The organism is Paenibacillus ottowii (assembly GCF_006874425.1).
In the GTDB taxonomy this organism is placed as follows: Bacteria; Bacillota; Bacilli; order Paenibacillales; family Paenibacillaceae; genus Paenibacillus; species Paenibacillus ottowii.
Window position 1 is genome coordinate 23,057 of the sequence record NZ_VIJZ01000020.1, and the last position, 24,513, is coordinate 47,569.

At 44.0% G+C, this 24,513-nt stretch carries 24 protein-coding genes; 8 read left to right on the forward strand and 16 right to left on the reverse strand.

Going from position 1 to position 24,513, the window contains the following annotated elements; translation table 11 throughout:
* Positions 1 to 53: 53 nt before the first annotated feature.
* From FKV70_RS25360 to FKV70_RS25380, 5 genes are all read right to left on the reverse strand, one after another.
* Positions 54 to 1,157 (reverse strand): glycerol dehydrogenase, encoded by a 1,104-nt coding sequence (locus FKV70_RS25360; RefSeq protein WP_142614922.1) that lies wholly within the window; start codon positions 1,155 to 1,157, stop codon positions 54 to 56.
* A gap of 133 nt (positions 1,158 to 1,290) precedes the next feature.
* Positions 1,291 to 1,839 (reverse strand): GNAT family N-acetyltransferase, encoded by a 549-nt coding sequence (locus FKV70_RS25365; protein ID WP_142614923.1) that lies wholly within the window; start codon positions 1,837 to 1,839, stop codon positions 1,291 to 1,293.
* A gap of 199 nt (positions 1,840 to 2,038) precedes the next feature.
* Positions 2,039 to 3,025, reverse strand: a complete 987-nt coding sequence (locus FKV70_RS25370; RefSeq protein ID WP_142614924.1) for a ketoacyl-ACP synthase III — start codon at positions 3,023 to 3,025, stop codon at positions 2,039 to 2,041.
* Between the two features lie 31 nt (positions 3,026 to 3,056).
* Positions 3,057 to 3,407 (reverse strand): hypothetical protein, encoded by a 351-nt coding sequence (locus FKV70_RS25375; RefSeq protein WP_142614925.1) that lies wholly within the window; start codon positions 3,405 to 3,407, stop codon positions 3,057 to 3,059.
* Positions 3,408 to 3,596: 189 nt separating this feature from the next.
* On the reverse strand, positions 3,597 to 4,250 hold the full coding sequence (locus tag FKV70_RS25380) for a cell wall hydrolase (protein ID WP_142614926.1): 654 nt from the start codon (positions 4,248 to 4,250) through the stop codon (positions 3,597 to 3,599).
* 455 nt (positions 4,251 to 4,705) lie between these two features.
* Here FKV70_RS25380 and FKV70_RS25385 point away from each other — a divergent pair, with 455 nt between their 5' ends.
* The gene (locus FKV70_RS25385; RefSeq protein ID WP_142614927.1) at positions 4,706 to 5,377 is read left to right on the forward strand and encodes a cupin domain-containing protein; all 672 of its coding nucleotides are present in this window, start codon (positions 4,706 to 4,708) and stop codon (positions 5,375 to 5,377) included.
* Between the two features lie 109 nt (positions 5,378 to 5,486).
* Complete coding sequence (locus FKV70_RS25390) at positions 5,487 to 5,714, forward strand: LSm family protein (RefSeq protein WP_063210187.1); 228 nt, start codon at positions 5,487 to 5,489, stop codon at positions 5,712 to 5,714.
* A 189-nt stretch (positions 5,715 to 5,903) separates the two neighbouring features.
* On the opposite strand, the gene FKV70_RS26985 is transcribed toward FKV70_RS25390, so the two are convergent.
* Positions 5,904 to 6,032, reverse strand: coding sequence for a hypothetical protein (locus FKV70_RS26985; protein WP_269203172.1), 129 nt, complete (start codon positions 6,030 to 6,032; stop codon positions 5,904 to 5,906).
* A gap of 167 nt (positions 6,033 to 6,199) precedes the next feature.
* On the opposite strand from FKV70_RS26985, the gene FKV70_RS25395 reads away from it, so the two are divergent.
* The gene (locus FKV70_RS25395) at positions 6,200 to 6,466 is read left to right on the forward strand and encodes a YuzF family protein (protein ID WP_063210186.1); all 267 of its coding nucleotides are present in this window, start codon (positions 6,200 to 6,202) and stop codon (positions 6,464 to 6,466) included.
* Between the two features lie 84 nt (positions 6,467 to 6,550).
* Here the strand turns inward: FKV70_RS25395 and FKV70_RS25400 are convergent, their stop codons facing one another.
* Both FKV70_RS25400 and FKV70_RS25405 read right to left on the reverse strand, forming a co-directional pair.
* Positions 6,551 to 8,065, reverse strand: coding sequence for a GH25 family lysozyme (locus FKV70_RS25400; RefSeq protein ID WP_142614928.1), 1,515 nt, complete (start codon positions 8,063 to 8,065; stop codon positions 6,551 to 6,553).
* A 190-nt stretch (positions 8,066 to 8,255) separates the two neighbouring features.
* On the reverse strand, positions 8,256 to 9,281 hold the full coding sequence (locus FKV70_RS25405) for a YeiH family protein (RefSeq protein WP_142614929.1): 1,026 nt from the start codon (positions 9,279 to 9,281) through the stop codon (positions 8,256 to 8,258).
* A 118-nt stretch (positions 9,282 to 9,399) separates the two neighbouring features.
* Between FKV70_RS25405 and FKV70_RS25410 the strand changes: the two genes are divergently transcribed.
* Positions 9,400 to 10,287 (forward strand): LysR family transcriptional regulator, encoded by an 888-nt coding sequence (locus FKV70_RS25410; RefSeq protein ID WP_063210180.1) that lies wholly within the window; start codon positions 9,400 to 9,402, stop codon positions 10,285 to 10,287.
* A 56-nt stretch (positions 10,288 to 10,343) separates the two neighbouring features.
* Here FKV70_RS25410 and FKV70_RS25415 read toward each other — a convergent pair whose 3' ends face one another.
* From FKV70_RS25415 to FKV70_RS25445, 7 genes are read right to left on the reverse strand one after another with little or no spacing between them, the layout of a single operon-like run.
* The gene (locus tag FKV70_RS25415) at positions 10,344 to 11,921 is read right to left on the reverse strand and encodes a glycoside hydrolase family 43 protein (protein ID WP_142614930.1); all 1,578 of its coding nucleotides are present in this window, start codon (positions 11,919 to 11,921) and stop codon (positions 10,344 to 10,346) included.
* A 6-nt stretch (positions 11,922 to 11,927) separates the two neighbouring features.
* Positions 11,928 to 12,896: a pectinesterase family protein gene (locus FKV70_RS25420; RefSeq protein WP_142614931.1), complete on the reverse strand. Its 969-nt coding sequence runs from the start codon at positions 12,894 to 12,896 to the stop codon at positions 11,928 to 11,930.
* Between the two features lie 25 nt (positions 12,897 to 12,921).
* Positions 12,922 to 13,806, reverse strand: coding sequence for a dienelactone hydrolase family protein (locus FKV70_RS25425; RefSeq protein ID WP_142614939.1), 885 nt, complete (start codon positions 13,804 to 13,806; stop codon positions 12,922 to 12,924).
* 26 nt (positions 13,807 to 13,832) lie between these two features.
* Positions 13,833 to 15,194 (reverse strand): glycoside hydrolase family 28 protein, encoded by a 1,362-nt coding sequence (locus FKV70_RS25430; RefSeq protein WP_142614932.1) that lies wholly within the window; start codon positions 15,192 to 15,194, stop codon positions 13,833 to 13,835.
* Positions 15,195 to 15,211: 17 nt separating this feature from the next.
* On the reverse strand, positions 15,212 to 16,732 hold the full coding sequence (locus tag FKV70_RS25435) for an extracellular solute-binding protein (RefSeq protein ID WP_142614933.1): 1,521 nt from the start codon (positions 16,730 to 16,732) through the stop codon (positions 15,212 to 15,214).
* A 27-nt stretch (positions 16,733 to 16,759) separates the two neighbouring features.
* Positions 16,760 to 17,383 carry a YesL family protein gene (locus FKV70_RS25440; RefSeq protein WP_142614934.1) on the reverse strand — a complete coding sequence of 208 codons (624 nt, stop codon included), beginning with the start codon at positions 17,381 to 17,383 and terminating at the stop codon, positions 16,760 to 16,762.
* A gap of 21 nt (positions 17,384 to 17,404) precedes the next feature.
* A complete protein-coding gene (locus FKV70_RS25445; protein WP_142614935.1) occupies positions 17,405 to 18,370 on the reverse strand; it encodes an ABC transporter permease in 966 nt (321 codons plus the stop codon).
* Between the two features lie 272 nt (positions 18,371 to 18,642).
* On the opposite strand from FKV70_RS25445, the gene FKV70_RS25450 reads away from it, so the two are divergent.
* The gene (locus FKV70_RS25450; RefSeq protein WP_142614936.1) at positions 18,643 to 19,542 is read left to right on the forward strand and encodes a carbohydrate ABC transporter permease; all 900 of its coding nucleotides are present in this window, start codon (positions 18,643 to 18,645) and stop codon (positions 19,540 to 19,542) included.
* Here FKV70_RS25450 and FKV70_RS25455 read toward each other — a convergent pair.
* Positions 19,539 to 21,800 carry a helix-turn-helix transcriptional regulator gene (locus tag FKV70_RS25455; protein WP_142614937.1) on the reverse strand — a complete coding sequence of 754 codons (2,262 nt, stop codon included), beginning with the start codon at positions 21,798 to 21,800 and terminating at the stop codon, positions 19,539 to 19,541. The genes FKV70_RS25450 and FKV70_RS25455 overlap by 4 nt on opposite strands.
* A gap of 165 nt (positions 21,801 to 21,965) precedes the next feature.
* Here FKV70_RS25455 and FKV70_RS25460 point away from each other — a divergent pair, with 165 nt between their 5' ends.
* The 3 genes from FKV70_RS25460 (at position 21,966) to FKV70_RS25470 (ending at position 24,511) form a co-directional block, all read left to right on the forward strand.
* On the forward strand, positions 21,966 to 23,462 hold the full coding sequence (locus FKV70_RS25460; protein ID WP_142614938.1) for a GDSL-type esterase/lipase family protein: 1,497 nt from the start codon (positions 21,966 to 21,968) through the stop codon (positions 23,460 to 23,462).
* 290 nt (positions 23,463 to 23,752) lie between these two features.
* Complete coding sequence (locus tag FKV70_RS25465; protein ID WP_019688017.1) at positions 23,753 to 24,085, forward strand: hypothetical protein; 333 nt, start codon at positions 23,753 to 23,755, stop codon at positions 24,083 to 24,085.
* Between the two features lie 108 nt (positions 24,086 to 24,193).
* Entirely contained in the window at positions 24,194 to 24,511 is a 318-nt protein-coding gene (locus tag FKV70_RS25470) for a helix-turn-helix domain-containing protein (protein ID WP_244310846.1), read from the forward strand.
* Positions 24,512 to 24,513: the final 2 nt, after the last annotated feature.

A 24,513-nucleotide genomic window follows, 5' to 3' on the forward strand; every position in this document is an offset into this window, starting at 1 on the left:
CAATGTTATGACAGGCCCGTCTTTGTAAACCTATTTTTCTGATTAGAGAGAAACTAGTCTTGATAGGATTCAGCAATCGCATTTGCTGCGATAATTGCATTATACACATCATCAGGGCTAACTGGGAACGGCATGTTGATCATCGTATCATTCGATGCACAAGCAGCTTCAGCTACCTGACGCCATTCGGCCTCAACAAATTCCTCTACACCCAGATCACGAAGTGTTAATGGAAGACCTACATCCTTAACCAGCTTAATCACGGTTTCCAGCTCTTCTTTTGGTGAGTTTTCCAATACCAGCTGAGTTAACAAACCAAAAGTAACCTTCTCACCATGTTGTGCTTTGTGAAGTGAAGGAACAGCCGTCATACCATTATGAATAGCATGTGCGGCTGCCAATCCACCTGATTCTGCTCCGACACCGCTCAGATAAATGGTCGCTTCGATCGTATCCTCAACCGCACGAGTATATACTTTACGATCCACTGCACGCTTTGCCTTCACGGCATTTTCCAGCAATGTATCATAACAAAGGCGAGCAAGTCCCAGACCTGTAGTGGAAGGCTTGTTCAGCACCAGATTGTCCCCATTGGCTTGATAGCAGGCACGAGCTTCAAAATAGGTTGCCAGTGCATCACCGATACCAGCTGCGAAGAAGCGTGCAGGTGCCGCTGCCAAAATACCTGTATCCGCAAGTACTACATCCGGATTCGTAGGCAGGAACAAATATTCATCAAAGGAGCCATCCTTCTTGTAAATAACCGCAAGCGCGGTACAAGGGGCATCTGTAGAAGCAATCGTTGGAAAAATAACAACAGGCAGCTTTTCATAGTATGCTGTTGCCTTGGCAGTATCCAGCGTTTTTCCCCCGCCAATCCCTATAATAATGTTCGAACCATGTTTGCGTACTAAATCACGGTTACGATTAATCTCTTCTTTTGTACATTCATATTGAAATTTCTCAAATACTACCTGGTTGCCAGCTGCTTCAATCGAAGCCCCAGCCTCCTTTTGGGCTCTTTCAAGTATGAACTCATCGCAAATAACATAGGCCTTATCGCCATAATCCTTAATGTAGTCATTTAACGACGAGAGCAGATTTTGTCCAGAAATAAATTTCTTGGGTGAAGTAACGGACCTTACAACGTTTGCCATGTAAATTCCTCCTCAGCTTTGACTCATACTCAAATTAAAAAATCTTTGGGCATGTGACCCCTTAACTATAAACCTCTTTTCACATTATTAAAAGGCTTATTATGGAATATTTTATGAACAAATTGTGTATCTATTAAACTTGAAGACTCGAACTCCATTCAGAGTACAAGATGCCCATCATGATGCGATCATAATTGTGACCATCACGGAGAACAGCGGAACGAACTCTACCCTCAAGCTGAAACCCTGCCTTCTCATAGGTACGGATCGCTTGGGTATTGTACTCAATCACATCCAAGCCGACCCGATTTAAATTTAGCTCATAAAACGCATAACGAAGAATGAGGCGCACAGCTTCAGCTCCAAACCCCTTGCCACGGTAGTCTGAAGTACCTATACCTACTGCCAGCTGCCCGCAGCGATTATTCCACTCAATCCCATGTATAGCAACAAATCCGATTAAGACATCATCTGCCAACGTCCTTAATCGAAAATAAACCTCGTTAGAGTTAGGAGATCCTTCTGACTCCATCTGTTTCAATGTGTAAGGAATCGCCAAATCCGTATCTACATTGCGCAAATACTTCGCATCCTCACCCCATTTGAACATCACTTCAGCATCTTCTTCCCTGACTGCGGCCAGTTTTATTCGTTCCCCGTAAAATAAATTTTCGATTTTAATGATCCTTCAGCTCCTAGTATGAATTGTGTACCGTGTTTTCTCTTATTCTTTTCAGCTATCCAATGTCTGCGATACAAGCTCATCCTTATGAATTCAATGTTTAAATTTTACAAAATAATCATCCCCAACACAACCAAATCATTACAATTGTCATGGTGCGATACACAAAAAGACCTTGCGGCTGCAAGGTCTCCTATCTCTAATATTTAAACAACATAGCAACCAATTGATATCCAGCTCCAATCGTCCAGAACAGCACATAATCGCCGCGCCGAATACGCCCTGACTCGATCCCTTCAGATAAAGCAATGAACGGGCTGCTGGTACCTGTATAACCGTAACGATCACCCACATAAATCATTTGGTCATCCTCCAGCCCCAAGTGATCCTGGATCTTCAACACATTAGCCAATGAAAATTGAGACAGACAATATGCTCGTACATCCTGAGGCGTCAGCCCATTCTTTTGTAAAATGCGTTCAAGCAGCTCAAATGTGGGAGGCAAGGCCATATTGGCGTCGAACGGAAGCCACTGAATATATTTTCCAGGTGCATTCCTTTGGAGTGTCGCAGCTAACCCCTGGGCCGGGTAAAGTATTTTATCTATATTGACAGGGTCTGTAAAATAAAGGGAATCTATAAATCCAGTGTCCTCTTCCGTACGCTCCAAAATAGCTGCACATGCAGCATCCCCATAGTTGGCATAAGTAATTTCATCCGCAGGATCGGAAATGAGTGAATTATAATCCGAACCGATAATAAGCGCAGTCCGCACATCGGGATTAGATAACATCGACCGACTGGCTTGATCGACAGCTACTGTCATCCCTGCACAATTCGCATTGGAATCCATCACTGCCACATCATGTCTGGCCCCAATCGCCTGGTGAACAAACAAGGCATTCATCGGAAACAGCAACTCAGGAACTTGAGTGGAGAACACGATCATATCCACATCACGGCCTGCCATACCAGCTTGTTCCAAAGCCTTTTGTGCAGCTGCTATCCCCATGGTTAGGCCGTTTTCGTGCGGGTCATCAATGATATAACGCTGTTTTCTACCCATATGCTCCATGAAGCGTCGAATATCTTTCCCCCGTTCGTCAAAATGGCGAATATAATATTCGTTATCCAACGAATGGGAAGGATGATATACTCCGATTGCTTTTATTTTGATATGGCTCATCAGGTTTCCCCCTTACACATACGTCAGCACATTACTGTACTACAATATCTACGTTGTTTAATCCTGCTTCACGTGCTACGCGACCAAGCTGCATTTTAATAATCGTTTGCTGGAGGCTGATGACAAAGACGATTTTGGCAAATCCAGTTTCTTTATAACGTACAAAAGACCCCTTCAGTTTCTCTACTTCACCCGGTCCCAAAAGTGCCATTTGGGTGCAGTCTACCTTGAGTGTAAAACTCGATGTCTGAATGGATGAAGTTTTGGCTATATAATCCTTGACAAAGCTGTCATATTCCTCTTGGCTAAAAACTCCGTTTACTGCCATATGTACCGTTTTAATGACTTGATCCACTTCGATGGTATAAGGATGTTGACTCATTTTAGAAAAACTCCTTTGATTTCATTTTTTGTCTATTAAGAGTATCGGAATAATAGGTAGCATTTTTAATATGAAACAAGATACTTGCTCCCTAATATATTACAAATTAGTGAATAGCCAAAAAAAAGCCGTCACTGCTTCTCAAAGAAGCTAACTGACGGCTGAAAAATCGTATATGCTTGTGTGTAATTAATTCGTAAATGTATGACGCCCCAGTGAGATGACTGCCGGACGGCTTTTACTCCATTTGGCTGTGGCAATGGCCGGGTTGTAATAAAACAAGGACCCATGGGTCGGGTCAGCCCCATTAAGTGCCTGTCTGGCTGCTCGATACGCAGTTTTGTTAGGTTTGAGGCGGTATTGACCATCCTGTACAGCGGTGAATTGACCCGGCTGCAAAATAACGTCCGGGATTGAGCTTGGAAATTCGCTGGATTGCACACGGTTTAATACGACAGCGCCTACAGCTACTTGTCCTTCAAACGATTCTCCCCGCGCCTCGGAATAAATGATTCGTGCCAGCTGATCCAGCGCGGTTACGCGAACCTTCCCGAACGAGTTCAGCTTGGCCTGTGTTGCCGCTCCGGCTATACCATCAGGCATCAAACCGTAATCCCGTTGAAAACGAGCCACCGCTTTGCTGGTCAAAGAGCCATAGTATCCCGTAAAACCAGCTTTGAAATAACCGAGTGAATGAAGCCGCTGTTGAAGCTCTAGCACCCGTTCGCTTTGAATCCCTTTCTTTAAAGCTGACGATTGTGCCTGTGCTTGTGCTGGTCCGACTGACAATACGGTACCTAACATACATGCGCAGGACAGGATTAAAATAGATAATTTTTTCATATTCCAGACAACCTCCTCTTTCATGTTCTGTCCGGTGCAACCATTCCGGCCTGTACAACTCGGGGACGTTTATCCGATGATGTTTCTTGTGCCATATCTTATGACTAGCTGCGGAAATGACGTGTGGCTACATATGGAATCGGATATTGATGCTCTCACACGTCCGTTGCAGTATACCACAAGCCGCATTTACGTATCATCCGGCTCTGGTCCTAAGAATGCCCCGGCTAATAAAACGTTATCCATAAAGGGATGACGTGTATGAGAAGCAATAGACCATATTTTGACTACACTTGAATACGTGACTTTTTTCGCTATTTTTCGATTCAATCTACCCAGGACCTAGACCTAACATCTGCTTTTTTCAATCACATTTCCGTGCACATATGTATAGGCGAATGCATAGGGTAGCGTACGATCTCCATTTCGAACAATAGAAAGGCAGGAAAGGATACATGAAGTCAGATATGGATTACACCTCTTCCACTGTACAGTTCACTTATGATTTAAAAGACAATGTTTTGTTTCGGAAAGATGCTCAGAACTTGATCAACGAGCTGTCGATCCAGCAGCTCAATACATTAGCGAATGTATCGCTGCTGGATATCCGTCTCAGCACTGCTAATGTTGTGGAACCTCACTACCATCAAAATGCTACAGAACTAATCTTTTGTATCTCTGGATCAGTGACCGTATCGCTGATTAATCCCTTTACCCACGAGTTACGACATTTCCCGATCACACCTGGCCAGGTGACTAACGTTCCACAGGGATGGTGGCATTATCTAGTCGCCACCATGGACAACACTCACTTGTTGGCGATTTTTAACGCTCCAATCCCAGAATTCATTTTGGGCTCCGATATTTTGCGGCTAACGCCAAGCAACATTATGGCTCATACTTACTGTCTGGATGAGAAGAAGGTTCAGGAAGCGCTTGCCCCTATAAAAAAACCTGTCATCATCGGTCCTCCCAATGACTGCAAGCAGCAGCCCCCGCGCAAACCAGAGATTCATGTAAGACTTGCCGATACTTCTCCACAACATCAGGTCGCCCCCCAAGGAGATTATAACTATACCCATGAATATCCTGGCTTTTCCTTCAACCCCTATCAAGTGCAAGATTAACCCAGATCAGACCTCAAATACAACGGAATCCACCCTCTCTGTATGTTCGCCGTTACCGTAAGACCTTCCCACTCATAAAATGCCAATGTGTATAAGAGGGGGTGATGGAATGGACGCTTACTACAACTGTTTGAGATGTATGAATAAAAGAGTGCGTATTCTCACCGTTGATGGAAAACAGTACGAAGGAACCATTACGGATGTGGATCGTAATAATGTGTACTTAAAAACCGAACAGAACGGACGTGTGCAAACGTCTGCCTTTTATCCTTACGGGTATGGTAATCAAATTTTAACTTTGAGCCTGTTCACCCTGTTGGCGATTGCTTTAATTTAATCCCCAATCCATTGCCCGTTTCGGCCTATAGATGCCCAAGCACCTCATTTGACAGTTCTCCGGCCCCACACAATTTTGTGTACGGCTTGTGCGCTGTTATTTGGGGTGCTTTATCATACGATCCATCCTCTAAAAACACTTAACCCCCCACCGGTAATAACCAATGGGGGGTTAAACTACTCAATTAATTTAGATCCAAAAAGACTTTGTAATGATAACGAGCAGGATGAACAATACCAGAATAGCTCCAGTCGATGTCCAAACGCCTGGGTAGCCCCCTACTGAACCGCCACCGCAACCTCTGTCACAATCACTCATGATCATTGCCTCCTTTATTTAAGGTACAACATAGCTTATGTATGGAGTCTTCCTACGGACCGGGCTTTTTGGCAATGTTATGAATGTTTTCGCCGTTGGGCATTAGCCTACACCTTTCCTAGGCAAGAGCATAGGATATCACAACTAATCCTGAAGGAGTGAAGCAATTGAATTCAAATCAAATGTTTAGCTACAACGTTAATCAACCTTTCCCTCACCATCCGGCCTCCCACCATGTGGTGGTAAACCCCGTAGATCCATACGTCGTAGAAACATTAAAATCAGTAATCGGCAAGTACGTTGTACTGGAAACAACACGCGGCAGAATTGATGGATGTGTAGTGGATTGTAAGCCTGACCATGTCATCTTGGATGTATACGGCAAAAAATTCTTTGTTCGAATCTGCGAAATCGTATGGATCATGCCTAGCTAAACAAAGCAGACATCAAAAATCCTCGCAGATCCTGATCCGGATTCGCGAGGATTTCCCTATAAAAAACCTGCTAATCAAGCCCTCCTACAGTCCCAGTGAAGCACGAAGCTCGTCTATCGTTCCATTGTATTCATCTAGGTCGACTTGACCACGGATGCCTGGAACGCTGCCTGTGCTGCTGTACTGCCAAGCCCACCAGCTATTCCAAGTTGGAACCGCAGTCGGCTTTTGCGTAGTGCTGTATCGCGCTACCCACAGTTTGTACATAGAAAACGTAGGATCAAACTTAGAAGCAAAGACATTTCCCGTATATACGATCGGCTCACGTCCGGTAAGCTTCTCCATCTCATCCAAAAAAGCATGAGCCACTTCACTGATTTGTGCGGGTGTAAGACCTTTAGGATTATTTTCATAATCCATTACAGGGGGCAAATCCAGCCTGCCTCCTGCTGAGTCTAAAGCCCTGGCAAAATTAGCCGCTTCCTGACGAGCTCCATCCATGGTAGTTGCGTTCAAAAAGTGGTAGGCCCCAACCAGAATGTTAGCATCTCTGGCCCCCTGGACATTAGCTAAAAATTGATTATCTTGATATTTGGTGCCCTCTGTAGCTTTAATGAAAGCAAACGCCTTGCCTGCCGCCGCCACCTGCTGCCAATCAATATTGCCATTATAGTGAGAAACGTCAATCCCCTGTGCGTGATCGTTGGAAGAAATTGTAGGCTCAACAGGTACAGTAGTCACAGTCTCGGTAGATGCTGGCTCTTCGGATGCCTGATCCAACGCAATGACAACTTTATCATCATCAGTATTGATTAGATGAAAGGGTGTGCTGTGATCAAGATCGACCACAATACGTACCGAGGCTGGGCTTGTACTAAACATGGAGTATCTCACTTTGGAAGCATCTGCGTCGTCAGTAACTGAAAAACTTCCTTGTCCTCCATTATTAAAAGATTGCGATGATGGAAATTCCTCACCAAACTTCGCATCAGGTATGTCTACAACAATACGATCGGGTTGGGTCAACGTGGTTACTTTGGGGCTTACCTTTCCATCCACCGTTACCGTTAATTGATGATTATTGAAGCTAATTTGATTTATAGCCGTACGTTCACTAGGTGTTGTATCACTTGCAGCTGAGGTGGTTACGCTGTTACCGCTTGAAGCAGGCGGAGTCGTCAAGAACACAGTTTTAAGCTCGTTGTTCCAAGACACTTCGATTCCCGTCTGTTCAGATACAAAGCGAAGCGGAACATAAGTCGTCCCCCCGTTCAGCAAAGGAGCTACAGCCAGCCCTATCGGTTGGCCATTAACTGAGGCAATGGGATTGTTGACCTGAAGACTCAGGTTAATATTTTGCTTATGTATAGTTACGGTCCCTGTCTTGGACTCCCAATTCACGCTATACCCCAATTCCTCTACAATAAGACGGAGTGGAACCAGCACATTGCCCTGTACTTGCTGAATTTGCGCTCCTTTACCGGCACTTATATCTTTACCATCCAGTTGAATATGCGAATTTGAAGACGCCGCGTGACTTTCTCCTGGAAATGCTAATAGAAACAGAAACAAAAAAGCAAATAAACCAATTTTCTTCATATGTACCCTACCATTCTCTAATTTTTCGCTATAAAAATCTTACTTTCTACGGCCCTCAGAACCCTCCATTTTGATAGACGCGACTCCTATGTAAAAAGTTACGATAATTTCATTATATATTTCAGCCTAATCATATGAAAGTACTAAAAAGCTCTACCAGCTATATGCAAGCAGAGCTCATTCCAGTTATTCATACAGTTACAAATGTTAGTCCTACAAGAATGATCGAAGTAATAGAAAGTACAAGTAAGGGCAGCATGGCCTTTTCTCGCAAAGTCTTAAAGCTCACATTCAGCCCCATGCCTACCATAGCCATTGTTAACATAAAGGTAGTGAGCTGGGAAAGTTCGTTCATTAGCTTAGGTGAAACGACAATATATTTTCCAAAAACGTAACTCCCCAGAATACTTGCCGCTATAAAACCGATGAGGAACCAGGGGGATTCCACTTTAGTACCCGTACGCATCTTTCCAGTACGTTTCATCCAATACATTAAAATAAAGCTAAGCGGTATGAGTAAGAAAACACGTCCCAGTTTGGCGAGCAAGGCCATGGCAAGAGCATCCTGTCCAGCAGGTGCTGCCGCTAAAGCCACATGTGCAATTTCATGTAAACTGATGCCTGACCAGATTCCATACTGTATATCTGTCAGAGGAAGCCAAGGCCGAAGCACTGTAAACAAAATAGCAAATACCGTGCCAACCAAGGCAATGAGTCCAACACCTATAGCTGTATCCTCATCGTCGGACTTCAATATAGGAGAAACAGCTGCAATGGCTGCTGCACCACAAACTCCGGTTCCAATACCGAGAAGAAGCGAAAGCGAAGCATCTGCCTTAAATCGTTTGGCGAGCCAAACCGTAAACAAAATGGCAAATACCACAGTGCCTACATCGCGCAAAAGCAAACCCAGCCCATGATGAATAACATCATCCATATTTAGCTTCAGTCCATATAAAACAATAGCTCCGCGCAATATTTTCTTGGCTGAGAACTCAATTCCTGAGCGTACAGCTTCAGGGTATCCCCACAACTGTCGGTATAGTATAGCGAGAAACATCGCACATGCCAATGGGCCTACATAATGAAAGCCGGGCACTTCGTTTAGACCGTACCCTGCCAGTGCAAAGATCATCGTTAGCACAATGCCGAATAAAAATCGAAACAATCGACCTTTGTTCAATAAAAATTTGACGTGTTGAATATGACTTTTCATGCTGATTCCCTCCAGTTCTACATGCATACAGCTTAATATGTATTTTGTTATAAGAAAAATAACTCATTATAATAATGATCATAAGTAAATAGGCATAATGGAATTGGAGGAATAACTTTTGGACCAGTCTTTAATTGTATTTGTTAAAGTCGCGGAAAAACAAAACTTCACACGCGCTGCTGAGGCGCTACATATGACCCAGCCTGCGGTAAGCCAATATATTCAAACACTGGAACGCAGTGTAGGAACCCGACTTCTAGAGCGAAGTAATAAATATGTGCGCTTAACTAAAGCAGGAGAAATTGTGTACCATCATGCCCAGGAAATTATTCGACTCCATACACGTATGCAGTACTTGGTGGACGAGCTGATGCATACGGCAAAGGGTAACCTGTCTATTGGGGCAAGCTATACGTATGGTGAATATGTACTGCCGCATGTAATTGCGCAAATGAGAATCCAGTACCCACTCATTCAGCCTTCCATTATCATCGGCAATACGCTGGAAATCGAAAAGCTCGTGATCCATAATCAACTGGATGTAGGCATTATCGAAGGAGAATTTCAGCATGAGCATTTACATATTGAATCCTTCGCCGATGATGAAATGGTTATCGTCGTTCCGCAAAATCATCGTTTGGCCGGTACATCTCAAGTGGATATAAGTGAGCTGCAAGAAGACATCTGGATTCTGCGGGAAGAGGGCTCTGGAACCCGTGAGGCGGCTGAAAGGATGTTTGCACAGCTCGGATTTTATCCTTCTCATATGATGAATTTTGGTAGTACACAGATCATCAAAGAGTCTGTAGAAGCAGGCTTGGGAATTTCTTTGCTGTCCCAGTGGGTGATTCAAAAGGAACTGGCTTTAGGAACCTTAGAAGTGTTGGATATTGTCAATCTTCCGTTCATTCGGAAATTTTCTTTTCTCACTCCATCTGTGGTATTTGAGACAAAGGCAACCACCGCTTTTTTGGAGATTTTGCGAGACTATAGTGTGAAAAGGTAATGTGCAGAAAAAAAGCACCCATTAAGGTGCTTGCAATATAGTCAGTACTATATTTTTTATGAGGAGAGATGATCCTTACCATGATATAAGAAATGGGAAAAGTCAGCGTAGCTCCCTTGGAATTGTTGCATATCATGAGCAGCAATACCTACAAAGTTCCCTGTAAATCCTCCGGTTAAAAAGCTGATATCCTGTATTTCAAAAAGTCGCTTCCAGGCAGGCTCATCCCCAACTCCATAATAAAATTGCGCATGGGATGCATGGACCTCTACAGCCAAATGAACAGGAAGATCACTCTGAAGGACTATCACCTGTGGAACTAATGTAAATGAATTAGCTTCACATCGCATCATGCGCAGCACTTTTCCCACTCCCTCTTCATAGCTAACATACGCATACAAATAGTCCTCTTCATTGAGGTACAGCAACAGCCCCGCCATTTGCAAATAGCTGGTTGCCTGATACTCCAGTGCTGTTTCTACCCGAAAGTGATGATCCGTTTGCCGAATGGCAAGCACGTGATGCTGGAACAAACTTTGTATGGATTCCCCGGCATGGATTCGAAGATAGCCCGGGCGCTGGCTTAATGAACACCAGCTATCGTCCGCCAGGATACGCAATGTGTTCCACGTTTTGTCAAGTGTGGGGCCCTCGAAAAAGTCTTCGAAAATATACTCCTGCTGCTCTTGCTTAACCGAAATTGTCCCTTGAGGCGCAGGCACCTCCAGTTGAGGTGTATGGCCCCCGGCGGTTAATCGCAGCCAGCCTTCATCATTCCAATAGACCTGCTGCAAAGCTGTCTCGCGCCCTAAAATGGCATATTTCCCCTCCACCGGACGTGTACATAAATGAGCCATGTACCATTCACCGTCTGGTGTTTGTACCAGACTGCCATGTCCTGCACATTGTAGCGGGAAATTCAACTGATCACGAGATGTAAGCATCGGGTTATGCGGGTCTACTTCATACGGACCGGATATCTGCTTGGAGCGTGCTACGGTCACTGCATGCCCCGTACCCGTCCCACCTTCCGCTGTAACAAGATAATAATAACCGTTCTGTCTATAGATGTGGGGCGCTTCTGTCTTCTTCAGTGGAGTGCAGTCAAAAATTTTAACAGGCTCGCCAATAAGTCGCTGTTGCTGGCTGTCATACTCCTGCATGACGATACCCGAAGACTTATTGCTCTCCAACATGCGGTAATCCCACAATGCATTCAATAGCCATTTGCGTCCATCCTCATCATGAAATAAAGACGGGTCAAATCCACTACTGTTCAGATAAACAGGCTCAGACCACGGTCCGTGGATCGAAGGCGCCGTTATCACAAAATTATGAACGTCCTTGAATGGACGCTTGGTGCTTTTCACATCGGTATAGAGCAGATAAAACAGGTTATCCGCATAGCTTAGCTGCGGTGCCCAAATGCTGCAATTTTTTGGATTGCCTCTCAAATCAACCTGGTCAGTCAAAATATCCGTACAGTGCTCCCAATGAGCCAAATCTTTGGATTCATACACCCGTACTCCAGGCAGCCACTCAAACGATGACACTACAATATAGTAAGTATTTTCTACTCGCGTAATACACGGATCGGGATTAAAGCCTTTTAAGATAGGGTTTTGGATCATCATGAGACATCACTTCTCCTTGCTCTTCCAAAATGTGACTCCCTTAAAAACCTGTTCCTTGCTCCATTCTTCTGCCCTCGCTTCAAAACAATCTGCCCACGGAACACGTTGCTGACGTAAAGAAGCTATTTCATCAGACCCACCATATTCCTGATAGCAGACGGTTTTCTCATTCGCGATATTTCCCCAATTATCCCATCCGCGTGGGTCAATATGACCACCCATTTTACAATCCACAAATACGGTTTTGGCATACTCCCGCCACGGACGGCCCAAAAAAACAGGGGTAATCTCAGGCTCTGCGGTTAAATAGCAATGATCGAAGACATAGCCGTACGTTTGTCCTTGAGGCGTAGAGGCGGCTGTAACGTAGCTTGTATGGTTCTTATGGTGACGCAAACTACGAATCTCGCAATCTTCAAAGTAAGCGGTAGCCCCGCCAAAAATGAAATCTATCGTACCCTCGATGTAACAATGCTGATAGAGCTGGCCATAGTGTGCATGATGTTCTTTCAAAGGAATTCCACCAAACTGCAATCGCTCTTTCGGTGCAGGAGGCAGAGGGCCTGTAAATAACGTGTCCTGGCACCCTTTAAAGGTACAGTTTCTAAAGACAGTTTGATCACAATGAGCGTATACCGCAACGGCCTGCCCAATGTGTTCTCCCTGTCCAGCCGTGTTGGAGATGTTGAGATTTTCTAGGATCAAATGGCTGCCGCCTAAGAATAAAGTCGGCGTCGCGAAGGTTCCTATTTCCTCACCTGCTTCATCCCGTTCCCTAGCATACCGACCCATTCGAATCTCTACCTGCCCGATGCCTATGATATGTAGGTTGGAACGGTAAATCCGCACCTCTTCCTCATAGGTACCCGATAAAATAGTTAGCGTTTCCATTTCGTTGGAAGGCGATTGCTCCAATAAATTAATCGCCTCCTGAATGGTGCGGAAATCACAAAAGGATTCTTTTCCGACTAGCATGGTTACCCCGATCCTTTCATTTGATTTACAAGTGTTCAGCTAAAAATGACTGCCAAGCCATTCGCATTTCCATGGTCTCCATATGTCCACCGCCCGCAATCACAGGCTGCCAATGCTCCGGGTGACCTGCTTTCTGGTAAGCTTCCAACAACCCCTCTGCCAAATGCTCGACTCCTTCAATAGGACACATCCGATCATTTTGACCTGTTATACTCATCCGTGGACGAGGTACGATCCGCTTCTGAATATCCAGCGTGGTGAAATGCTTTAACAAGCCGGGAACATAGGAATAGAAGCCGTGATGATCCAATCCTCTTTTGGCGATCAGTGTATGGGCATCTACCTGTCCGCAGATATCAACCGTGACCTGTATCCGTTCATCTAAAGCAGCCAGCCACCATGCCATGAGTCCACCCATCGACATGCCGATCGTCGCGATACGGGAAGCATCAATGTCCTCACGCTGGCACATGTAATCTACCAAACGACGGTTATCGTACAGCATCATGCCCCACAGCACCTGGCCCTGCCAGAGCATTTCTTTTACCAGCTCGCTCTCGGTTTTACCTCCACGTTCATTGAAGCCCCACATGTCGATACAGCACGCGCAATATCCCATGTCTGTCAGAACTGTAGCAAACGAGGGCTGCTGTAAGTAAGGACTGCTATGCAGCAGCTCCCTACGTCCATTGGTATAGTTGCCCCCATGTGAATGGTTAAAAACGACCAATGGGAACGGACCATCCCCTTGTATTGGTGTAGCTACATAAGCGGGTACAGACTCGATCCCGTTCAAGTCCAGCAGGAGACACTCCAGTTGATATCCCTCCCGCTCTTCTTGATTCAGCAGAGTTGCCGTGATAGGGCGATCTGCCGGAAGGTCCCCCAGCAATGCTTGCAACTTATCCACGTTTTTATGCACCCTTTCACTCCCTCCTATTTCAGCACATTTTGTTCAGAAGGTTGTATCTTTACTTGTTCTATAAGCTTTTCAGGCTGAGCTGTATTCTTCGAGTGGCAGCGATTGATTTCAACGTCTTCCCCATTTTCAATATAAAAGGCAGGACCTTCGTGATTCTCAATTGTGACCTGTTGAAACCGAATATCCCTCACGTTACCTAGATAAAAACCACGGTTATTCATATCCTCAATTCCTGACATCATAGCCGGACGTCCGGGAATCGCATTTTTAGCCATAGAAATATCAATATTGGAAAATGTAATTTCAGCAATATATTGCTCTGCAAGTCCGTATAAGAAGCCAGCCGCCGCATGAACCTGACGTGCCGTGATATCGGAAAAATGGATTCGTCTAAAGCACGGAGTTTCATCCGTAACCGGATAGGGATTTTTATCCCACACATATTTGTCCTTGCCCCGGGGTCCGCAGAAATAATATAGGTTCAGAATAAATGGACAAATGACCTCCTCCATCACAATGTTGCTGACGCGAATATCCTCGATGATTCCGCCACGTCCCCGTCTGGATTTCAGACGTATGCCCCGATCTGTTTGCTTGAACACGCAATTGCTGATCGTAACATTACGAATATCTCCGCTCATTTCGCTTCCCAGTACGACAGCACCATGGCCATGAACCATTGTACAGTTGGTAATCGTAATATTTTCACAAGGAACCCGCTCTTGGGTATCTTCGGTTCCTGCTTTAATCGCAATACAGTCATCGCCTACATCTATGTTGCAGTTGCTGATACGAACATTGGAACAGGATTCGGGATTAATACCATCGGTATTGGGTGAGTCTGCCGGGTTAAGAATGGACAAATTATCAATCGTAACGTTATAGCAAGCAATGGGGTTTACAGTCCAACTTGGGGAATTTTTCAACATGAGATCTTTAATGGTGATCCGCTGACAGCGGTCAAAGCTGATTAATTTGGGTCTTGGATACTGTAACTCCTCAGAGTGATTCCGATGCTTTTCCCACCACGGCTGACCATTTCCGTCCAGCGTTCCACTGCCTGTAAGCGAAATATTCTCAAGGTTCTCTCCATAAATGCACGAGGCATGTACTTCCCGCTGAACGCCTTCCCATCTGGATTCTACTACAGGGTAATCAGCCAGTTCCGTACTGAAGGAAAGAATTGCGCCTGGGCTTAAATGCAGCTCGATGTTACTTTTCAGAAAAATAGCGCCCGTCAAATACGTTCCAGACGGAACCAAAACAGTTCCTCCCCCAGCATTACTGGCCGCCTCTATGGCAGCCGCAATGGCCTCTGTTGCCATCGTTGTACCACCCTGAACTGCCCCATAATCTACAATGTTATATAATTGCATTTCTTTCTCTCCTGTCTTTATTTTTTCGTTTTCTTATACGCTTCCTCATACTCAGCGGTAATTCGTGCTCCGCCTGATTGTTTCCAGTTTTCTACAGCTGCTTTAAATCCGGCTTCATCAAGTTCACCCATAATAAATTTGAAGGAGGCGTCAGTAATAATTTTCTCCAGCTCTGTTCCTTGCTCATTAGCAGTGACTGAATCCAGCGGCACTGTCGGGTCCAGAACAGCAAACTTATTATTTTCTCGCACTAATTCATTAGCCATTTCCTTTTCCGGATTAGCATCCTTTAAGTTATAAGTGACTTCACTTGGTCTGGAGCTTGAAAACGGCTGTACGTCTGCTTGCCACAAATCTGTATCTATAATTTTGAAGGAACCATCCTTTTCGATTTTATAATGAGTACCTTCAATACCACCGGTCATGTACATATATACATCTTTGTCAATTAAATCATCTACAAATTGCAGCAGTCTCTTCAACTCAGCTTCCGTCTTTACTTCAGATTTCGGAAAGGCCAGCAAGCCTCCTACACCACTTCCTTCAGACCATACGTGATATTGTCCATCTCCATTCGAAATCTTGTTAACAGGCACCAGCTTCAGCCCTTTTTGTAAGCCTTGAGACAAGGTTCTAAGGTTAGAGATATCAATCATGCCTGTATAAATTCCTGCTTTACCTTGTGCAAATTGTTGTTGCTGGTCCGTTTTAGCGGTTACAGCAAAGTCTTTGGAGAGATACCCGTTTTTGTATAATTTATTGGAATACTTTAAGGTCTCCATATATTGAGGAGTATCAAACTCCGGCGTAAATTTCCCGTTTTCATCTACTTTCCAGCCATTAGGTGTTCCAAAGTAGGAACTTAACGTTTTGAAACTGCTGTAACGCAGATCCGATCTGTCAACAAACCCAGTCGTATCATTTTTTCCATTGCCATCCGGATCATCTTCTGTAAACGCTCTCGCAACTTCATACAGTTCATCCAGTGTGGTTGGCACCTTCAGACCTAAGCGATCCAGCCAATCCTGACGAATGACCAGACCCGCGCGGGCGAGATTCTTTTGGAATGGAACCCCATAAAGCCCCCCTTCAATGGAAGCGGCTTCGCGTACTTCAGGCGGGATCTTTTTTAAATTTTCATAATCATCTAAATATTTGCCCACATCCCAGAATAGTCCTGATTTCAATGAACTACGCACTGAGGAATTTGTCATCATCGTCAAAGTCACCATATCTGCCAATTCACCAGAAGCCAGTGCGGTGGTAATTCTCTCTTCCTTGGAAGCATCCGGCACCCAGTTGAACGTAATTTTGGAATTGGTGTATTCTTCGATTTTACTTTTAATCGTTTCAGTAGGCGGAGAGGCTGTGTGGAGTACGTTCAGCCAGGTAAATTCCAGTTTGGATTTGGGATCATAGGTTTGGCTGCTTTTTTCCTCTGCCCCTTTGTCACCACAAGCCGCTAGAAAAACACTCATGACCATCAGTGCGGCAAGAAGACCCGATACTCCCTTTTTCATCTTGGTACCTTTTTTCATCGTGTTTGCTCCTTTTCTGTTGTATATTCATGCCATATCTTCCTCTTTCACCAGAACCTCTCGCTCTATTTTGCTGAATACCTGATGCGTCATCCACATCACGAGATAACCGATAAGGCTCGCTCCGGCAAAAGTCAGAATTCCTGGGTACAGGCCTAGAATCAATACATAAAGCACGACAATGGCTACAAAAAGAACAAGTGTATATTGTAAATACGAAAATCCAATGACAATCGACATCTTGATCTTCAGTCTGATGCCTTTCCAATCATAGTGAGCCAGCAAAGGAAAAATGTATGATAAAGAGATAAGATACAAAAAGGCACCCATCAGTGTCACCACACGAACATACCAGGAGGAGACGTTGACGATATCCACGTAGAGCACATAACCCACAACGCTGTAAAGTCCGCCAATGATAACTGCTTCTTTAAAGCTTTCTTTAAAGTAACGTACAAACGTCGAGAAAATGGCGATTTCTTCATTGCCCCGAATCCATTGCCTTAAAATGCTCAGCATAGCAACGGTTGCAGGTCCCACACCTATAAAACCCAGGCCCATGATCGTCGCAATCGTCCACAGCAAGTTCAGGTAGACCAGGCGTAACAGGCGCCTGCACCATTTGTTCATGTTTTCTACAAACCGTACCATTTTGCATCCTTCCCATCGTCATTAGTAAACGCCGTCCTCACCAAATTTCTTAGCGAGTCGATTGGAGAACATAATCAGAATCAAACCTACTACACCTTTAAATAGTCCTACTGTCGTACTGAAACTTAACTGTCCATTTTTTAAGCCCGCAGTATAAATATAGGTGTCAAAGATTTCGGCAACCTCGCGGTTTAATGAGTTCAATAACAGATACATATGCTCAAAACCCAAATCCAACGTGCTCCCGATTTTCAAAATTAACAACGTAATAATAACCGGGCGGATCGCTGGCAACGTAACGTGCCATGTCTTGCGCAAACGTCCAGCGCCGTCCATCTCTGCGGCCTCATACAATTGTGTATCCACCACTGTAATTGCAGATAAATAAATGATGGTAGACCAGCCGAGTTCCTTCCAAATCACTTGCCCGATATAAACTGTTCGCAGCCATTGCGGAGATGTCAAGAAGCTGATCTTTTCACCGCCCAGCGCGGCAATCATTTCATTCAGCACACCGCCGTCCACCGTCAGGAATACATAAGAAATCGAAACGATAATAACCCATGACATAAAATGCGGAATGTAGATAATGGTTTGAATAATGTTTTTGAAAAACATCTTCCTAACCTCGTTCAGCATAAGCGCCAATATGATCGGCAATGGAAAAAAGATTACAATATTCAGTGCAAATAAAACCAGCGTATTGCGAAGCAACATAAAAAAAGTAGGCTCAGTAAACAAACGAATAAAATGCTTCATTCCTACCCATGGACTGCCTGTGATTCCCTGAAAAGCTTGATAATCCTGAAATGCAATTACCAGTCCCCCCATAGGGAAATACTTGAAAATAATGAAGTAAACCAGCCCGGGTAAAACCATCAGATAGAGTAGCTTGTGTTTCTGCATTCGTAAAAGGCTTTCCGTCGTTCTTTTGTTCTTTTTCATTCTCATCTTCATATTTGGTGCGGGGGCACTTGAGACTTTCATTAGTAGTTCGACCTCCTTCAAACGTTCCTGTATACGCTTTCAAGAGTACGTTATTTTCGGCATTCCGCATATAATCATAAAATGATAGCGTTTACAAAAATAGGCGAACAGCCTACTTTACACCCTTTTCACCTCAGATAATGATTACTACACAACTTAATGATTATCCTCTTGTTTTCACCCTTAGAGAACACCTCAAGTTATGATTATATACGGAATTCTTTCCTCTTGATAAGGTTTAAATGTAAACGATTACAAGGAGGTCACCCACATTGGAACAGCCATTATTCAAACCAAAATCACGAAAAAAAGAATCGCTGGGCAGTCGTATCTTCAACATTGTAAATAGTACACTCTTGATTCTCATTGCCCTCACTTGTCTCTTGCCTTTTTTGAATATCATCGCCAGCTCATTTGCTTCAACTGAGGAAGTAGTGGCCAAGAAGTTCATTTTATTCCCTGTTACTTTTTCTTTGGATGCTTATCGCTATATCCTATCCACTCCAACGATTTTTAGAGGACTTGGGGTTTCGATCGGAGTAACGATCGTGGGTACAGTTGTAAGTATGATTTTTACCGCTTTTATGGCTTATGGATTATCCCGAAAATATCTCCTTGGCCGCAATACAATTAACTTTATTGTTGTGTTCTCTATGTTGTTTAGCGGGGGGATGATTCCGACATTCCTCGTTGTCAAAAGCATGGGGCTGATCAATTCGTATTGGTCCTTGATTCTGCCCGTAGCCATCAATGCGTTTAACCTGATTATCATGCGTAACTTTTTTCAGGCATTGCCAGATGATTTGGAGGAATCGGCTAAGATGGACGGATGCAACGATTTTGGAATCTTCTTTAAAATTATGTTGCCCTTAGCCCTGCCTTCTATTGCAACTATTTCTTTGTTCTACGCTGTTGCCTACTGGAATACGTACATGCATGCCATTCTCTATATCAATGATTCTGCCAAATGGCCGATTCAAGTCCTGCTTCGCCAAATTGTTATCGTCTCCAGTGGTATGCAGGCAGAAGGAACCGCGGTAGATGTCATCCCGCCTGCGCAGACGATTAAGATGGCGGTCATTGTCATAGCGACCGTTCCGATGTTAATCGTGTATCCATTTGTGCAAAAGCATTTTGTCAAAGGAGCTTTGTTGGGGGCAATTAAAGGTTAATTGGCTTGCTTCATCTTTCGATAAGCCCCTGGTGTAACCTGTTCTTTTTTCCGAAAAGAGCGGATGAAGTTTTGCGAATTATGATATTGCAGTCGCTCGGCGATTTCTTTAATCGTCATATCTGTCTCAACGAGCCACTTTTTGCTCATTTGCAGGCGATAGCCCATCAAATATTCACTGAACGTCGTTCCGTATTCTTTTTTGAAAATGCTGCTTAAATAATTCGGATTGTAATGTAGTCGATCTCCAATGAGTTCCAATGATAATTCCTGGTCATATTCAGCACGGATAATCGCGGCTATTTTCTCAGAGAGACAACGGAATTGCTGATTTGTCTTCTCCTTCATGTTTTTTACCATGGGGAGAATAACCTGCTCTAATAGCATACGTTCTATCTCCTCCGGGTTACGAATGTCCAGCAAACGGTGATACAGGGCATGATTGTCTTGCGTTAGCAGCACTTCAATCCCTAATAGCTGCTCTAGTTGGATAAGATTATTTACAAACCGTACCAACAATACTTCAAAGTTCATGGAATGATTGTTCTTTGTCATCATTTCCGCCAATAAAGAGTGTACGGTATGATGTACCTGCTCTTCATCCCCTATGCGGATGGCATCAAACAGATTTGACTCCAATTCTGCAGGATAGTGAAGCAGCACCGGCCCTGAAATGACCATGGAAATATCTTCATAAAAAATAATCGACTCTTTACCCAGATTCAAACGGTGATGCAATGCTTGCTTGCTCATCTCACAAGCTTCTTTACTGTCTAACAAGTTATCATACGCTGTGCTTATACCGATGCTGATAGATACATTTAGATACTCTTTTACATTCTGAATCAAAAGGGACGCATGATCCAGCACTTGCTTTCTCATTTCCTGTGCACTCTTATTTGCCAGTATTAATATGGTAGCCTGGGTGTTGTCGTTCAAAATAATGGGAAGCATACGCTGTTGCTCTGGAATCGTTTCTTCTACGATCTTGTTAATGGCCAGCAGTAAAACATCTTTATCCGAAGGTTCCCGATCCCCCAGATTATCCAGTTGAACCAACAAGGTAATATACATTTGATTCTCGATCTGCGGGTAGCCCAGACGTGGCATTTTTCGTGCCAATTCCTCTGCGGAAATACGTTTGCGAAACAGGTTGAGAATCAATTGTGTTTCCAACTGTGGCATTTCGGACTGTATGAGACTTTCCAAGCTTTCCTTCTCGGTTACAATGTTGTCGATGGAATTAATAATCCACTCAATTTCATTTTTGGAAGGTTCATTTTTGAAAGTCAAATTAGGATTTTTGGGCAAGCTGCGTTTTATTTGCTGAAATGGCTTGGTAAAGTAGATGGCAATGATGTAGGCTACGACCACCATTAAAAGCGTTAAAACAACGCCCATCATGATAATCCCAAATTTGGTCGTTTGAAACGCGTTTGCAATCTCTTTTTTGTCTAATACCGTTAAGTAAGTCCAATTGTTGTAAGCAGATTTGGCATAAATGATTTGTCGTGCAGGCTGATGCTCCGTTTTCTCCAATGTGAGCATGCCTGTGTTGTCTGATTTAGCCGTCACTTCCGAAATGTGCTGAAGCTGCTGAGCCGACAATAAGGAAGTAGCAGGCTCCGTTTCGTACATCAAGTTGCCTTGGTTATTCAAAATAAACACAGGCATATGGTCCTCTGTTTGAATGGTACGACTTAACGTCTGCGACGAAATATCAGACAGCGCAATCGCCTGCTTCTTTTTGGAAAACACAGGTAAGGTATTCACAAAGCGGATTCCTTTATCTGTTTTGATCCAGAAGAGTCCCTTCTCTTGGTGATCGATATAGGTACTGATCAGCTTTTCTCGTTCCGTTGTCGTCAAATAAGACAGGCTTCCATTGGAGATTCTCCAATTCTGATTTAGACTGATCAGTGAATACTCAGTTCCTTCCAATCCCATCGTAGCAATATAATTGAGCTGGGTATTTACATTCCGATACGCTACAAAATCTTTTTCTGTAATGGGATTTTTGACAACTTCACTAAAGGAACTGGTCGTGCTATACGTATTAAAAGCGTATTCAATCGTTTGGATTTTCTGTTCCAGGCTATTTCTGATCTGTGCCATGTAGCTTTGCTTGGTATTGGAAACTCTCTCCACAACGGAGCTAATTGTTGTAAAATAAATGTAGCTGCCGAAGCTGGCCACCAATCCTATTCCCAAAACCAGAATCGTAATAAAAATAGTGTAGAACATTCTTCCTTTTTTCATTGCGCTCCCCCTTTGGTTCTTGGTATTACACCAAATTATAGCGCTTTCATTTCGAGGTTTAAATCTTTTTTTCACGTGTGCATTGTTTTTTACATCCGTATCATTCCAATTTATGTTGATTTTATTTGGTTTAACGGCAGTTAAAAAGAAATTGGGAGGTCTCTTATGTTACATGTCGTTAGTACTCAGGAACAGATCGTAAAAGAAGAATTTCCGCTAGATACTTCCTTCCTCACCCTCTATCCCGTAGCGGTACATGAAGCCCGTCCTTTTGTTTTGGTGTTACCTGGCGGTGGCTACGAGCATTTGGCCTCACATGAAGGAGAGCCGATCGCCCAGTGGTTAAATGATTTAGGTATTCACGCGGGTGTGCTGGAGTATCAGGTCGGCAATTTCGAGGTTACCTCCTTGCTGGAGGATGTTGAACATGCCCTACAGTGGATTCGCCAAACACCGCATGACTGGCTAGTGATCCCTGATCAAGTGGGTCTCATCGGTTTTTCAGCAGGCGGTCACTTAGCCTCCATTGTGTCCACGATTGGAGCAGAAAAACCAAATCTTCTGATGTTGGGGTACCCTGTAATATCATTTCATGAGCCTTATACGCATATTGGAAGCCGTACGCATTTTTTAGGCGAACAGCCGACCTCGGAGCAGCTTCAAGCCTTTTCATCCGATCGGCAAGTGACTGCACAGACACCCCCAACTTTTATGTGGACTACGGCCAATGATGGCGCTGTACCGGTAGAAAATAGCCTGTTGTTCGCTTTCTCATTGTCTAGGGAGCATATTCCGTTTGAACTGCATGTATTTGAAGAAGGGCGGCACGGATTGGGACTGTCTGAAGACAACCATGAATGCCGACAATGGCTCGACCTGGCGGAAAAATGGCTTCAAAAACATGGATATGCGCAGGCAAGACAGCAGATGACAACCCGACTGTTTATCGCAGGAGACTCTACTGCAGCCCAAAAAGGGGCAGCCGAAAAACCGATGACAGGCTGGGGCGAACATTTGCAAGCTTATTTTGGCCCAACTGTGCATGTGGACAATCGTGCCGTCAACGGACGAAGCACCAAATCCTTTATAGCAGAAGGGCGATTAGCCGATATTGAAAAAGATATTCAAGCTGGTGATTATCTGTTTATTCAATTTGGACACAACGATGAGAAAAAAGAAGACCCCGCGCGCTACACCGATCCTGATGGAGAGTACCGTCTAAACTTAATTCAATTCATTCAGTCCGCTCGGGAACGTGGCGGAATCCCAGTACTGTTGACCTCGGTCAGCCGCCGCCGCTTTACCGCAGACGGTGAACCTGATCCGCTGGCCGTGGGAGCCTATCCCGCTGCCATGAGACAAGTTGCCAAGGAAACTCAGACGCCGTTGCTCGATATTTTCAAAGCATCACAGCAGCTTTATCGTTCCATGGGTGAAAAAGAGTCTCAGCTTCTATTTATGCATTTGCCTGAAAAAACGCATCCTAATTACCCGGCTGGTATAGCAGATAATACTCATTTTTCGGACGAAGGAGCAAGGAAAATCGCCCAGTTGGTAGCTGAAGCGATTCGTCAAAGTACGGAGCTGTCTGCATTAAAACCACGTATGATCGAAAGAAATCTAGATCGCAGTGAGACGCTTGCGCACCAACTTGTCAACTAATATCAAGTGCCAGGTATGTTAATACGAAAACGGACCTCGAGCGTATCACGCTGATGTCCGTTTTTATTCTTTTATAGACAAATTTGGTTCAGATATAGAGAATAGCCCAAGAAAATTAAGTATATTAAAATGAATTTCTTCAATTGTCATATTTTAATTCTTTTATATCTTATAGTACTTTAGAATCATTTTAATGTATTATTTTGACAACATTTGTCGAATGAAGTGAAATCAATAATTTTACATGGTATATTTTAGGAGCTCATATCATACATAAGGAGGATTTTTTAATGAATACTAAGAAAATATTATTATCAACAGCTATGTCTTTGGGACTCCTTGGAAGTATTATCGTTCCTAGTGCGTCCGCATCAGTAGGCCCTTCTCCAGTAATTACACCTATTGTAGAAGTTAATGGAGTATACTACAGAACGGCTACGTTGCCACGTAATTATTCCTATGCGCTGTCAAATTACCCAGGGGATACTTATAAAGTGGCGAGCGGAAATGTCACCGTTTCCGCTTCCGGCGTGGTAACTACCACCACTGCAACGAATGCAAGAGTTGAGATTTACGCTGGTAATGGTAAATTGAGAATGGTGTATACCGTTAAGGTAAACTAGGAAAAAGCGGTAAAGAGAGCACTTGCCCGTCTATGAAGTGCACCCCTTAGAATAGACATTGGAAAAACCCCCGGGTTTAGCCGATGAAATTCTAGGGGGTGTATTTTTATGGGACAAAAGTTTAAGACCTATTCAATTGCGCTGAAAAAAGAGGCGATTCGCCTTCACGTCGAAGAGAAATGGACATATCGCCGAATCACGGAGCACTTGGAGATTCAGGATGCAGATCGTGTGAAAAAGTGGATGAGGAAATATAGAGAGCAGGGAGAGTATGGACTACTAGATGGACGGGGACGTCGGAAGCAATATGTGAGTCAGGATCGGTATGTGCAAAACCTGAAACGGGAGAATGAGTTGCTAAAAAAGTGCTTAGTAGCCTGGAAGGAGGAAGCAAACAAGAGAGATATCAGATCATGGAAAAGGTAGCC